The organism is Actinomadura macrotermitis, from assembly GCF_009604375.1.
Classification (GTDB): Bacteria; Actinomycetota; Actinomycetes; order Streptosporangiales; family Streptosporangiaceae; genus Spirillospora; species Spirillospora macrotermitis.
In genome coordinates, this window is record NZ_WEGH01000003.1 from 270,442 (window position 1) to 282,407 (window position 11,966).

The 11,966-nt window shown below is 75.7% G+C and carries 16 protein-coding genes; 8 read left to right on the forward strand and 8 right to left on the reverse strand.

Translation table 11 applies throughout. The features are described 5' to 3' along the window. Position 1 precedes the first annotated feature (1 nt). Together ACRB68_RS22380 and ACRB68_RS22385 are read right to left on the reverse strand one after the other, a co-directional pair. Positions 2–967: an NAD-dependent epimerase/dehydratase family protein gene (locus tag ACRB68_RS22380; protein ID WP_153535618.1), complete on the reverse strand. Its 966-nt coding sequence runs from the start codon at positions 965–967 to the stop codon at positions 2–4. 7 nt (positions 968–974) lie between these two features. Then, positions 975–1,772, reverse strand: coding sequence for a methyltransferase domain-containing protein (locus ACRB68_RS22385; protein ID WP_153535620.1), 798 nt, complete (start codon positions 1,770–1,772; stop codon positions 975–977). Positions 1,773–1,891: 119 nt separating this feature from the next. On the opposite strand from ACRB68_RS22385, the gene ACRB68_RS22390 reads away from it, so the two are divergent. From ACRB68_RS22390 to ACRB68_RS22400, 3 genes are read left to right on the forward strand one after another with little or no spacing between them, the layout of a single operon-like run. Then, a complete protein-coding gene (locus ACRB68_RS22390; protein WP_153535622.1) occupies positions 1,892–2,677 on the forward strand; it encodes an SAM-dependent methyltransferase in 786 nt (261 codons plus the stop codon). 17 nt (positions 2,678–2,694) lie between these two features. Beyond that, positions 2,695–3,258, forward strand: a complete 564-nt coding sequence (locus ACRB68_RS22395) for a carboxymuconolactone decarboxylase family protein (protein WP_328594600.1) — start codon at positions 2,695–2,697, stop codon at positions 3,256–3,258. Between the two features lie 9 nt (positions 3,259–3,267). Further along, positions 3,268–3,915: a serine hydrolase gene (locus tag ACRB68_RS22400; RefSeq protein ID WP_153535624.1), complete on the forward strand. Its 648-nt coding sequence runs from the start codon at positions 3,268–3,270 to the stop codon at positions 3,913–3,915. Positions 3,916–3,931: 16 nt separating this feature from the next. Here the strand turns inward: ACRB68_RS22400 and ACRB68_RS22405 are convergent, their stop codons facing one another. The 4 genes from ACRB68_RS22405 to ACRB68_RS22420 all read right to left on the reverse strand — a co-directional run bounded on the left by ACRB68_RS22405 (position 3,932) and on the right by ACRB68_RS22420 (position 7,253). After that, positions 3,932–4,141: a hypothetical protein gene (locus ACRB68_RS22405; RefSeq protein ID WP_153535627.1), complete on the reverse strand. Its 210-nt coding sequence runs from the start codon at positions 4,139–4,141 to the stop codon at positions 3,932–3,934. A 285-nt stretch (positions 4,142–4,426) separates the two neighbouring features. Next, positions 4,427–6,379, reverse strand: coding sequence for an FtsX-like permease family protein (locus ACRB68_RS22410; RefSeq protein WP_153535629.1), 1,953 nt, complete (start codon positions 6,377–6,379; stop codon positions 4,427–4,429). After that, positions 6,379–7,119 (reverse strand): ABC transporter ATP-binding protein, encoded by a 741-nt coding sequence (locus ACRB68_RS22415; protein WP_153535631.1) that lies wholly within the window; start codon positions 7,117–7,119, stop codon positions 6,379–6,381. Before ACRB68_RS22415 ends, ACRB68_RS22410 begins: the two co-directional genes overlap by 1 nt. After that, positions 7,116–7,253, reverse strand: a complete 138-nt coding sequence (locus ACRB68_RS22420) for a hypothetical protein (protein WP_153535632.1) — start codon at positions 7,251–7,253, stop codon at positions 7,116–7,118. Before ACRB68_RS22420 ends, ACRB68_RS22415 begins: the two co-directional genes overlap by 4 nt. Before the next feature lie 120 nt (positions 7,254–7,373). On the opposite strand from ACRB68_RS22420, the gene ACRB68_RS22425 reads away from it, so the two are divergent. The 4 genes from ACRB68_RS22425 to ACRB68_RS22440 all read left to right on the forward strand — a co-directional run bounded on the left by ACRB68_RS22425 (position 7,374) and on the right by ACRB68_RS22440 (position 10,327). Beyond that, on the forward strand, positions 7,374–8,558 hold the full coding sequence (locus tag ACRB68_RS22425; protein WP_153535634.1) for a sensor histidine kinase: 1,185 nt from the start codon (positions 7,374–7,376) through the stop codon (positions 8,556–8,558). Further along, positions 8,555–9,202 carry a response regulator transcription factor gene (locus tag ACRB68_RS22430; RefSeq protein ID WP_328594601.1) on the forward strand — a complete coding sequence of 216 codons (648 nt, stop codon included), beginning with the start codon at positions 8,555–8,557 and terminating at the stop codon, positions 9,200–9,202. The genes ACRB68_RS22425 and ACRB68_RS22430 overlap by 4 nt, the downstream gene beginning before the upstream one ends. Then, entirely contained in the window at positions 9,172–9,540 is a 369-nt protein-coding gene (locus ACRB68_RS22435; protein WP_328594603.1) for a hypothetical protein, read from the forward strand. Before ACRB68_RS22430 ends, ACRB68_RS22435 begins: the two co-directional genes overlap by 31 nt. A 106-nt stretch (positions 9,541–9,646) precedes the next feature. Then, positions 9,647–10,327, forward strand: coding sequence for a DUF4328 domain-containing protein (locus ACRB68_RS22440; RefSeq protein WP_153535636.1), 681 nt, complete (start codon positions 9,647–9,649; stop codon positions 10,325–10,327). Positions 10,328–10,335: 8 nt separating this feature from the next. Here the strand turns inward: ACRB68_RS22440 and ACRB68_RS22445 are convergent, their stop codons facing one another. Together ACRB68_RS22445 and ACRB68_RS22450 are read right to left on the reverse strand one after the other, a co-directional pair. Further along, on the reverse strand, positions 10,336–10,608 hold the full coding sequence (locus ACRB68_RS22445; protein ID WP_153535638.1) for a DUF6504 family protein: 273 nt from the start codon (positions 10,606–10,608) through the stop codon (positions 10,336–10,338). Positions 10,609–10,731: 123 nt separating this feature from the next. Continuing rightward, positions 10,732–11,007 carry a hypothetical protein gene (locus ACRB68_RS22450; RefSeq protein WP_328594604.1) on the reverse strand — a complete coding sequence of 92 codons (276 nt, stop codon included), beginning with the start codon at positions 11,005–11,007 and terminating at the stop codon, positions 10,732–10,734. A 283-nt stretch (positions 11,008–11,290) separates the two neighbouring features. Here ACRB68_RS22450 and ACRB68_RS22455 point away from each other — a divergent pair, with 283 nt between their 5' ends. Beyond that, positions 11,291–11,965, forward strand: coding sequence for a TetR family transcriptional regulator (locus ACRB68_RS22455; RefSeq protein ID WP_153535640.1), 675 nt, complete (start codon positions 11,291–11,293; stop codon positions 11,963–11,965). The last annotated feature ends 1 nt before the right edge of the window (position 11,966 follow it).

The window sequence follows — 11,966 nt, forward strand, 5'->3', positions numbered from 1 at the left end:
CTCAGCCGAGGAGGCGGTCCTCGGCCCCGGGCGGCAGGCCGATCCCGGGGCGGCGCGGGGGCGGGCCGTCCAGCGTGCGCTGCCAGGCCCAGGTGTCGGCGACCGTCTCCTGGACGGGCCGGCAGCGCAGGCCGGTCATGAGGGCCCGGGTGCCGTCCACGCGCATGAGGCCGTCGTGGGCCTCGCCCGGCGGCAGCCAGACCGGCAGCTCCGTCCAGGGCTGCACGCCCGCCGCCAGGACCGCCTCGGGGTCGATCCAGCGCGGTTCGGCGGCGGCGCCGGTGACCTGGACACAGGTCTCCAGCAGCTCGCCCATCGTGGTGGAGGCGGGCGGGCCCACCAGATTGCAGGGGCCGCCGAGGTCCTGGGCGAGGGCGTCCAGGGTCCAGGCGGCCAGGTCGCGGACGTCGATGTACTGCAGTTCCAGGTCGCGGGGGCCCGGCGCCGGCACCGGGCCCCCGCGGGCGATGCGCTCCAGCCACCACGGGAGGCGGCCGATGTTCTCGCGCGGGCCGAGGATCAGGCCCGCCCGGACGAGCAGGGCCCGGTCCCCGAAGGCCTCGATGGCGGCCAGTTCGCCGCCGCGCTTGTCGGCGGCGTAGTCGGTGGCGGGGGCGTCCGGCGAGCCGTCCACCACCGGCGCGTCCTCGGTGAGGCCGGGCGGGATCGGGAAGCCGTAGACCGAGACGCTGGAGACGTAGGCGTAGCGGGCGGTCCGGCCGGCCAGGAGGCGGGCGGTGTCGCGGACGGCCGCGGGCTCGGCCGACCAGGTGTCCACGACCGCGTCCCATTCGCCGCGCGCCAGCGCCGACAGGTCGCCGAGGCGGTCCCCGCGCAGGGCGGACGCGCCGGGCGGCGGGGCGTGCCGGCCCCGGTGGAAGACCGTCACGTCCCAGCCGCGGGCGAGGGCGTCCTCGGTGAGGGCGTGGCCGGCGAACTCGGTGCCGCCGAGCATCAGAAGTCTCATACCGCCATCATGCGCGGCAGACGATCTCCCCGTGCGGGACGGCGAACCAGCCGTCCTCGGCGGCGGCCCACTCCTTCCAGCCCGCGTAGGCGCTCTCCAGCTCCGCGCGGGTGGCGTGGCCGCCCGCGACCGCCTGATCGGCCATCGCCGAGTGGATCATGCGGCCGCCCCACGACTCGCTCCACCACTCGCGCTCCTCGGGCGTGGCATAGGACCAGATGTCGGCGGAGGAGGCGATGTCGGTGAAGCCGGCCTGCCGCGCCCAGCCCAGCAGGCGCCGCCCGGCGTCCGGCTCGCCGCCGTTACCGCGCGCCACCTTGTAGTAGATGTCGCGCCAGGGAGCCATGGCGGCCGGGGCAGGGTGCCAGAACATGCCGCCGTAGTCGGCGTCGCGGGCCGCGACGACGCCGCCCGGCCGGCAGACCCGGCGCATCTCGCGCAGCGCCTGGACGGGGTCGGCGACGTGCTGCAGGACCTGGTGGGCGTGCACGACGTCGAAGGAGTCGTCGGGGTACTCCAGCGCGTGCACGTCGGCGACGGCGAACCGCACGTTCTGGACGCCCTGCTCGGCGGCGGCGCGGGCGGCCTCGGCCAGCACGCCCTCGGCGGCGTCGACGGCGGTCACCCCGCCCGGCGCGACCCGCCCGGCCAGCCCGGCGGTGATCGTGCCGGGACCGCAGCCGACGTCCAGCACCGCGGCGCCGGGACGCAGGTGCGGGATCAGGTAGGCCGCGGAGTTCTCGACCGTCCGCCACCGGTGCGAGCTCAGCACGGTCCGGTGGTGGCCGTGGGTGTAGACGTTCATCGCGATCCCCTTTCTCGGATGCTCCGACCCTAGGCCAGCTTCTCGCTATTTGAGAATAGTGTCTTGAATAGTGAGATAGCGGGGTTCCGGCGGCGCTCCCGGCGGGGCCGTGGCCGACAATGGGGCGCATGACTGCCGATGGGGCCAGACCTGTGTCCGCGCGAGTCTGGAATTACTGGCTGGGCGGTAAGGACCACTACGAGATCGACCGCCGCGCCGGGGACGAGGTCGCCCAGGCCGTGCCGGGCATCGTGGCGGCGGCCCGCGCCGACCGCCAGTTCCTCGGCCGCTGCGTCCGCCACCTGGTCGGGCAGGGCGTCCGGCAGTTCCTGGACGTCGGCACCGGCCTGCCCACCGCCGACAACACCCACGAGATCGCGCAGCGGGTCGCGCCCGCGTCGCGCATCGTCTACGTCGACAACGACCCGCTGGTGCTCTCCCACGCCCGCGCGCTGCTCACCAGCACGCGCGAGGGCGCGACCAGCTACGTCGACGCCGACGTGCGCGACACCGGCACGATCCTGCGCGAGGCCGCCCGCACGCTGGACCTGGACCGGCCGGTCGCGCTGATGCTGCTCGCCGTCGTCCACCTGCTCACCGACGCCGGCGAGGCCCGCGACGCCGTCGCGCGGCTCGTCGCGGCGCTGCCCTCGGGCAGCTACCTGGCGCTCTCGCACGCCTGCCTGGACGTGGAGGCGACCCGGCTCGCCGTGCGGGTGTGGAACGACAGCGGCACCCCGCACCCGGTGCGGCCCCGCACCCACGCGGAGATCACCGATTTCTTCGCAGGTCTCGATCTTGTCGAGCCGGGTGTGGTGTCCTGCACCCGGTGGCGGCCCGAACCGAGCCGCTGGGGCGAGCCCGAGGAAGTGATGACCTTCTGCGGGGTCGCCCGCAAGCCCTGACCCCCGGAGGTGTCCGCGTGGCCCACATCGACCTCGGCAACCCGCTTCCCGGCCTGCCCGCGCTGCTGCGGTTCCGGCCGGAGACGGCCCGCCCGCTGAGCGACCTCGCCGAGGTCCTGCTGCGCGGTCCGGGGCCGCTGGCGCGGGGCGAGCGCGAGCTGATCGCCTCCTACGTGTCGGTCCTGAACGGCTGCGGCTTCTGCGCGGGCACGCACGGCGCCTGCGCCGCCGTCCAGCTGGACGAGGGCATGCCGCTGGTCGAGCGGGTGCACGCCGATCCCGCCGCGGCGCCCGTCCCCGCCCGGCTGCGGGCCCTGCTGCGCATCGCGGCGGCCGTCCAGCGCGGCGGCGGGCAGGTCGGCGCCGCCGACGTGGCGGCCGCGCGCGAGGCCGGCGCGGACGACGTGGAGATCCACGACACGGTCCTCATCGCCGCCGCGTTCTGCATGTACAACCGCTATGTCGACGGCCTCGGCACCCCGGCCCCCGCGGACCCGCGCGCCTACCTGCCGATGGCCGAGCGCCTCGTCCGCGAGGGCTACGCCGTTCCTGACGCGGTGCCGCCGGGGGCGCGCGCATAGGGTCGGGGCATGGAACGCTCGGTGGCGGTGCTCGACCGGCGGAGCGGGCACCGCTCGGTGTCGGGCGGGGAGCTGCGCTTCGCGGCGGCGAGCGTGGTGAAGGTGAACGTGCTGGTCGCGCTGCTGCTGCGCGAGGAGAGGCTCACCACCGAGGACACCGCGGCGGCCGCCGCGATGATCCAGGCCAGCGACAACGACGCCGCGTCCGCGCTGTGGCAGCGGATCGGCGGCGCCGCCGGCCTGGCCGAGGTGAACCGCGGCCTCGGCCTGCGCGACACCGTCCCCGACCCGGCCTGGGGCAGGACGATGACCACGGCCGCCGACCAGATCCGGCTGCTGGAAGTACTGGTCGACGCCGAAAGCCCGCTCGGCCAGGCCGAACAGCGGTACGCGCTCGAGCTGATGGAGGGCGTGCGGGAGGACCAGCGCTGGGGCGTCGGCGCGCTGGCCGGGGACGGCGAGACGGCCGCGGTCAAGAACGGCTGGACGCCCCGCGACGCGGACGGCGGAAAATGGACGGTCAACAGCATCGGGCGGATCAGCGGCCCGCGCCGGGACCTGCTGGTGGCGGTGCTCACCAGCGGGCACCCGACGCTGGCCGACGGAATCCGCGTCGTGGCGCGTCAGAGCGCGTTTCTCAGCTCCGGCGCGCGGTGAGCGGGACCCTGGGACGTCAGGCGGCCAGGGCGTGCGGGTGGTGGGCCGGCTGGGGGGCGGCGGACAGGATCTCGACCAGGGACAGGCCGCCCGGCACGAGCGGCGGCGCTTCGGCGTAGGCGTTGAGGGCCGGGTTGGACATGGCGGAGAGCCGCGGCTCGACCAGGGTCCGCTCGGCGGGCCCGTGCAGCTGCGGGTGGGTGAGATGGAACGTCGCTTCGCTCACTGTTGCCCCTCTTCTCGCTCCGGTGGATCGATCCCCGTTCCACCGGACGGCGCATACCCGGAGGTACGCATCGAACAAGCTCCCCGGTTCGACGCGTATTCCGTGACGTCTCCCACGTCACGAGGTGAATCTACGGTCCGCCTCTGACATTTCCGGGAGGTGCCGGAGGCGATGCACGATTGCGGTACGGCATACCCGTGACGGGTGAGACCCAACCCTTCACCCAGGGTCGTCGTCGCTGATCAGCTTGCCGGAAAGGGCCCGGCGGACGCGACGGGTTTTCCGTCAGTCGGGCCGGGGCGCCGGGTCGGCGGTGACCGAGCGGAGCAGCGGGCGGCTGAGCGCGCTCGCGCCGAGGACGCCGCCGAACCCGAGGGCCACGCAGACCAGCAGGGTCACCAGGCCCGGCAGGCCGGGCCGGATGCCGAACGGGCTCGCGAAGACCAGCCCCGTCAGCAGCGACCCGCCGCCCATCACCACCAGCGGGAGCAGCGTCTCCTGCCGGCGCGCCCGGTCCAGCACCGGCAGCGGGGTGCCGGCGAGGCGCAGCATCGCGTAGGCGCGGCGGCGGTCCAGCACCGCCGACGCCCCGGTGATGCCCGCGCTGGTGATGGCGATCAGGAACGACGCCGCCAGCACGGTGAGCGCGCCCGTGCGCAGGTCGGCCACGAAGAAGACCTGCGTCGTGTCGTCGGCCGGGCGGACGGCGGGCTGCCCGGGGACGACGTCGTGCAGCGCGGTGCGGGCCCGGTCGACCGCGGCCTCGCCGCCCGGCACGGTGACCGTGACGGTGTCGAGGGTCGCGTAGCGCTTCACCTGGACCGGCGCGTGCAGCAGCTCTCCGGCCCGCGCGGCGACCGCGGCGGCCTGCGCGTGCGGGACGGTCAGCTCCAGCCGGTCGGCCGCGCGGTCGCCGGACATCCCCGAAGAGGGGTTCAGCAGCGCCAGGAAGCCGGCGACGAAGCCGGTCAGCGCGATCCCGGCGACGGTGCGCCAGGCCGAGCGCGGGTCGTCCAGCAGCCGCCGCCCGGCCAGCAGGCGGGCGGGGGTGCGGGCGGTCGCCGCCGTGATCCGGCCGACCAGCGCCACCGCCCACGGGCCGGCCAGGTTGATCGCCAGGAAGGCGAGTGCCACCAGCACCAGCAGGATGACCGCGCCCGCCTTGCCGAGCCCGGTCAGGCTGCCGCCGGCCAGGGCGAACACCACCAGCACGGCGCCGAGCGCGACGAGCCGCACCGCCCTCATCGCGGGCGGCGTCTCGCGCCGCGCGACGCCGAGCGGGCTGACGACCACGCGGCGCAGCCCGGCCACCGCGCTCACGCCGACCAGCAGCGGCACCCCGGCGAGCACGCCGAGCAGCCAGGTGAGCGGCGGCCACAGGTCGGCGGCGTACCAGCCGCCGCCCGCGATGGTCACGTGCGTGAGCGCCGGGACCGCCGGCGCGTACAGGGCGACGCCGGCGAGCGCGCCCGCAGCGGCGGTGAGCACCGCCTCGGCGACGGTGATCGCCACGACCTGCCCGGGCGTCGCGCCGACCAGCCGCAGCGCGGCGAGGCGCTCGTCGCGGCGGGCCACGGTGAGCCGCGCGGCCGCGCCGCCGAACACCAGCAGCGGGACGACCATGAGCACCGCGGCGATGGCCGCGAGGACCTGGTAGATCTGCTGGACGGTGGAGACCGCGCCGGTGGCGTACCGGTCGATGCGGGCGGGCGGGGCGGTGACGTCGTCGGCCCGCTCCGGGCGCGGCGCCGTCATGGCCGGGTCGCCGGGGGCACGGCCGACGACGGCGACCAGCTCTCCGGGATGCACGAGGGCGTCCTCGCGAAGCGTCCCGGCGCGGGCGGGGAACCGGCCGGCCAGCTCGGCGGCGGGCAGCCGCACCATCAGCGCGGCGAGGCCCGGGGACGTCCACGTCTCCCCCGGTCTCGGGAACCGGGACATCCCGGGCGGCACCGGTGCGTCATCGGACAGCGCGGCCAGATCCACGACCGTGATCGGCCGGCCCCGTACGTAGTCGGTGGACAGCGCCTGCACGGCCGTCGCCCGCCCCTTGGCGGCGGCGGGATGCCGCCAGGCGTCGGCGGTCGCGCGCTCGCCGAAGGCGTGGACGGCGCCGAGCGAGAACAGCAGCAGGCCGGTGGAGACGGCGACGGCGGCGAGGGTGAGCACGGTCCCGAGCAGCCCGCGCCGGCCGCCCCCGCGCAGCAGCCGCCAGGCGATCTCAAGATCGGTGCGCATCAGACGCCCCCCGCCCGCTGTGCGTCATAGGTGTGCTGCGCGGCAGAGGCGGTGAGACGACCGTCCCGGACCTCGACGGTGCGGGTGCACCAGCGGGCCACGTTCGGGTCGTGGGTGACGACGACGAGGGCGGCGTCGTTGTGGCGGGTGGCCTCCACCAGCAGGTTCATGGTGTCCTGGCCGGTGGCCTGGTCCAGGGCGCCGGTCGGCTCGTCGGCGAAGACGACGGCGGGGCCGGTGACCAGGGCGCGGGCGATCGCGACCCGCTGGGCCTGGCCGCCCGACAGCTCGCCGGGGCGGCGGCCCTCCAGGCCGGCCAGGCCGAGCGGCCCGAACCAGGCGCGGGCGGCCCGGACGGCGTCGCGGCGGGAGGTGCCGCCGAGCATCAGCGGCAGCGCCACGTTCTCCTCGGCGGGCAGCTCCGGCAGCAGCTGCCCGAACTGGAAGACGAACCCGAACCGGCTGCGCCGCAGCGCGCTGCGGCGGCGTTCGCCGAGGTCGTCGATGCGCTGCCCGAGCAGGTGCACGGTGCCCTGGTCCGGCGTCATGATCCCGGCGAGGCAGTGCAGCAGGGTCGACTTGCCCGAGCCGGACGGGCCCATGATCGCCACGGCCTCGCCGCGGCCGACCGCCAGGTCCACGCCGTCCAGCGCGACGGCGGGGCCGAACCGCTTGCGCAGCCCGGCGCCCGCCAGCACGGCGCCCGCCAGCACGGCGCCCGCCGGCACGGTCTCGCTCATCGGCCGCCCCTGCTCTCCTCGTGGCGGCGCAGCGACTCGGTCATCTCGGTGAGGGGCATGATCAGGCCGCCGTACACCACGAAGGCGGCGAACAGGACGGCCACCGGCACGTAGATCAGGTACATCGGGTTCATGGCTCCAGGCTGGCAAAACGCCCGGTCCGGCCACATCGGGCGCAGGTGCGGTTCCGGCCGGCGGCCCATCGGCCGAATGGCCGATGGGGGATCGGCCCGGAGGTCATAACCTCGGTGGTCATGAACGATTCGGGGGGCCGGCTGGACCGCATCCACTCGGTGGGCGGCTGCCTGGTCCGCGCGGCGGCCTGGGGATGTGCCGCGCTCTACCTGCTGCTCTGCCTGGTGTCCCGCCGCAACGGCGGCTGGGACGCCGGGCTGTACGCGGCGGCGGTCGCGGCCGCGGTCGGCGCGCTGGTCTGGCGGCGGATGGAGTACTGGGCGGCGGCGACCGCCGGCCTGTCCATCGCGCTGACCACGGCCATCGCGGTGGCGGACCCGCACATCGTCAGCCCGAGCGTGCTGCTGGAGGGCACCGGCCTGCTGGTGCTGGTCGCCCGGGTGGTGTGGAAGGTCCCCCGCGAGTGGCTGGTCGCGATGACCGCGCTGGTCGGCGGCGCGGTCGTGGCGCTGCCGCTGCGGGCCTCGCTGATCACGGCGATGCTGTTCTCGGCGCCGCTGGCGGTGCTGGTGGCGATCGCGATCGGCGCCGGGCTGTACCTGCGGGCGCTGGACGCCCGGCGGGCCCGCGCGCTCGGCGACGCGCGCCGCGACGAGCGGCTGGAGCTCGCCCGCGACCTGCACGACTTCGTCGCCCACCACGTGACCGGGATCGTGGTGCAGGCGCAGGCGGCGCGGTTCGCCGCGCAGTCGGGCGCGGCGCAGAGCCCCGAGCGGCTGGACACCATGTTCGCCGGGATCGAGAAGGCCGGCACCGAGGCGCTCACCTCGATGCGGCGGATGGTCGGGCTGCTGCGCGAGGCGCAGGACATGCCGGCCGCGGCCGGCGCGACCCGCCCGGTCGGCGACCTGTCGCAGGTGCGGGAGCTGGTCGAGGGGTTCGGCGACCCGCCCGCCACGCTCGTGCTGGACCCCGGCCTCGGCGAGCTGCCGCCCGAGGTGACCACGTCGGTGCACCGGGTGGTGCAGGAGGCGCTGACCAACGTCCGCAAGCACGCCGCGGACGCCACCGCGGTGCACGTGACGGTCGCCCCGGCGCCCGGCGGGGCGGTCGAGGTGGCCGTCCGCGACGACGGCCAGGGCCGCGGGCGGCGGCTGCCGTCCGGCGGGTTCGGCCTCGCCGGGCTCGCCGAGCGGGTGGAGGCGGCGGGCGGCCGGCTGCGCGCGGGGCCGCGCCCCGAGGGCGGCTGGGAGGTGGTGGCGGTGTTCGGCGGTGCCGCGCGGCTGGGAGAATCGTCGCCGTGACCATCCGTGTGCTGATCGCCGACGACCAGGAGATGGTCCGGACCGGATTCCGGATGATCATCGATTCGCAGCCCGGCATGCAGGTGGTCGGGGAGGCCGCCGACGGCGCGGACGCCGTCGCGCGGGCCCGCGCGCTGCGCCCCGACGTGTGCCTGTTCGACATCCGGATGCCGCGCATGGACGGCCTGGAGGCGACCCGGCTGCTGGCCGGCCCGGGCGTCGCCGACCCGCTGCGGGTGGTGATCGTGACGACGTTCGACATGGACGAGTACGTCTACGGCGCGCTGCGCGGCGGCGCCGTCGGTTTCCTGCTGAAGGACAGCGGCCCGGCGCTGCTGGTGGAGGCGGTCCGCGCCGCCGCCAACGGCGAGGCGCTGGTGTCACCGTCGATCACGGTCCGGCTGCTGGCCGGCCTGGCCCGGCCGCCCGCCGCGCCGGCGCCGCCGCGCGAACCGCTCACCGGGCGGGAGCTGGAGGTGGTCCGGCTCGTCGCGCGCGGCCGCACCAACGAGGAGATCGCGGGCGAGCTGTTCGTGTCGCTGTCCACCGTCAAGACGCACCTGGGCAGCGTGCACCGCAAGCTCGCCGCCCGGAACCGGGTGGAGGTCGCGGCGTGGGCCTGGGAGTCGGGCCTGGTCCGCTGAACGGCGTCCCCGCGGCGGTACTGGCGGTCTGGCTGCTGTCCGCGGCCGGCTGGGGCGCGGTCCTGGCCGGGCTGCGCCGGGGACTGCGCGGCCGGGGCCGCGCGCCCGCGCTGTTCCTGCACGCCATCACCCCGCCGACGCAGATCCTGGCGTTCGCGACCGTCGGGTTCGGCTCACTGCACGCCGCGATCGCGCTCGGCGCCGAATGGTGGGCGCTGCTTCTGGTCACGGGCCTGCGCCCCGAGCGGCTGGTGCAGGACGGCGGCCTGCGCCGGTGCGCCGCCTGGCTCGTCCTCGCCGCCACCGGGGCGGCGCTGGCGTCCCATGCCGTCGGGTGAGTCTTTCGCACCGGTTTCCCGCGGACGCGAACCGCGAGTGCGCGCCGAAAGTCAAAGGTACGTAGGATCCCGGACATCGGGACGCCAAGGCCGAGGGAGGTGGACCATGCCGTGCGCGCTGTGCGGGGACATCATCCCGACCGAGGTCGCGCGCTGCCCGGCCTGCGGGGCCTGGGCGCGGCGCCGCGACTTCCGGGCCGTCGGCGTGGCGGTGTTCATGCTGCTCGGCTTCAACGCCTTCGTCGCGCTCGGCTCGGGGATCAGCCTGCTGCGGTCGGCGCAGCCGCTGCGCAGCACCACCCACGACACCTTCGACCGGTCCGCGGCCGTCCGCGCCCTCGCCCCCTACGGCGAGGTGTTCGCGATCTGCGGGGCGCTGGCGGGCCTCACCGGGCTGCTCTACCTGGCCTGGCTGTGGCGCGCCTGCGGGCAGGCGCCCGGCCCGCACCGCCACCACCGGGTGTGGGCGCTGCTCGGCTGGTTCGTCCCGGTGGTGAACCTGTGGCTGCCGCCGCGCCTGGTCTACGACGTGTGGGTGAACAGCGGCCGGTACCGGACGGCCGAGCGCCAGCTGGCGGGCGCGGTCGTCGCCGCCTGGTGGGGCTGCCTGCTGCTCGGCGGGCTGACGGCCCGGCTGTTCGCCGGCGCCGGCGTGGACTCCCTCGCCGAGGCCCGGTTCGACATGCACCTCGGCGTCGCCGCGGCGGCCCTGCTGGCGCTGGCCGCCGCGTTCTGCATGGTCACCGTCTTCCAGGTCACCCGGCTGCAGGTCACCCGGGGCGAGTAGGGCCCGGCTCAGTCCCACCGGCGCGACAGCGTCCAGGAGCCGCGCCTCTCGTCGTGGCGCAGCTCGTACACCCCGACCTCGCGGCCGGGCGTCGCCTCCACCCGCCAGAACTCCCGCGGCCCCTCCTCCGCCTCCGGCTGCTGCTCCCGCCACCAGTCGCGGGTGGTCACCCAGTGCTCCAGCACCCGGCGGACGGTGTAGGGCCGCCCCCGCCAGTCGAAGCGGACCGGCCGCCCGTCCCTCACCCAGACGTCCACCGGGTCCCCGAACACGCGTGTCATCCGCCTCCCCCGCCCTGTGCGCCTCGCGGCCGCCGCACGGGGGAAGGTCATGCGGCCTATTCGAACATACGTTCGCCACAGAGTGTAGGGAAGGGCCCGCGCGCGCGGCAACCCGGCCCCGGGTCAGGCCAGCAGGCGGGCGAGCCGGTCGGCGACATCGGCGACCTCGCCGACGTCGGCCATCCCGTTGCCCGACCACAGATAGGACCAGCCGCCGCCCGACGGGGTCGCCACCACCATGATCCGGCGGCGGGTGCGCGGGCCGACGACGGCCAGCACCGACTCCTCGGGGCCGGCCAGCCGCCAGCGCAGCCCGCGCGCCTCGGCCTCGTAGGCCAGCCTGGCCAGATGGCGTCGCCGGACCTCGGCGATTTCCTGGGCACCGACAACAGACAACACGATCAGCCGCCTCGTCGCAGGGTGCGAGAGCACCGGCCGTCCGGCGGCGCGCGCAAGGCCCGGACGGCGACATCGGGTATCCGGACCCCCAGGATGGCCCGGGACGAATGGTCGGCGGAGGCAATCGGGCGGACTTCGGTCGACCTAATTTCCGGCCGCGCCTACGGAGTGCGGGACCGCGACATACTTACGTACGTACGGGCACGCCCCGCGGCGGCCGGCAGCGGCCGCCGGCGTGGTGGACCCGTGGACCACACCGTCCGGAGAGCCGGAGGAACCCGCGATGACCGCCGTCCGCCCCCCGTCCCCGGCCGCGTCCGGCGCCGGCGAGCGTCCGGGACGCGCCCTGGCGGGCCTGCGCGAACGCAAGAAGCAGCGCACCCGGATGGCGCTGATCGACGCCGCGCTCGACCTGTTCCTGGCCAAGGGGTACGAGGCGACCACGATCGACGAGATCGTGGCGGCGGTCGAGGTGTCCCAGCGGACCTTCTTCCGCTACTTCGCCACCAAGGAGGACGTGGTCACCGGCTTCCTCGCCGAGTTCGACCAGGTGCTCGCCGAGGCGCTGACCGAGCGCCCGCCCGGCGAGCCGCCCTTCACCGCGCTGTTCGAGTCGCTGCGGGTGATGGTGCGCACCATCGCCGAGAGCGGCCCGGCCGACATCGAGCGGTTCCGCCGCGTCCGCCAGGTGATCGAGGCCACGCCGGCGCTGGTGGCCGCGCAGATGGCCCGCTACTCGGCGTCGGAGAAGGTGCTGGCCACCGAGATCGCCCGCCGCCAGGGGGTGGACCCCGAGACCGACCTGCGGCCGCAGATCATCGTGGGCTTCCACGGCGCGGCGGCGCGGGTGGCGTTCGAGGACTGCGCCCGGCGCGACATCTGGGACCCCGCGACCGTCGCCGCGCAGGTGGAGCGCACCGTCGGCCTGGCGCGTCAGACCATGCGTGACTGGATCTGAC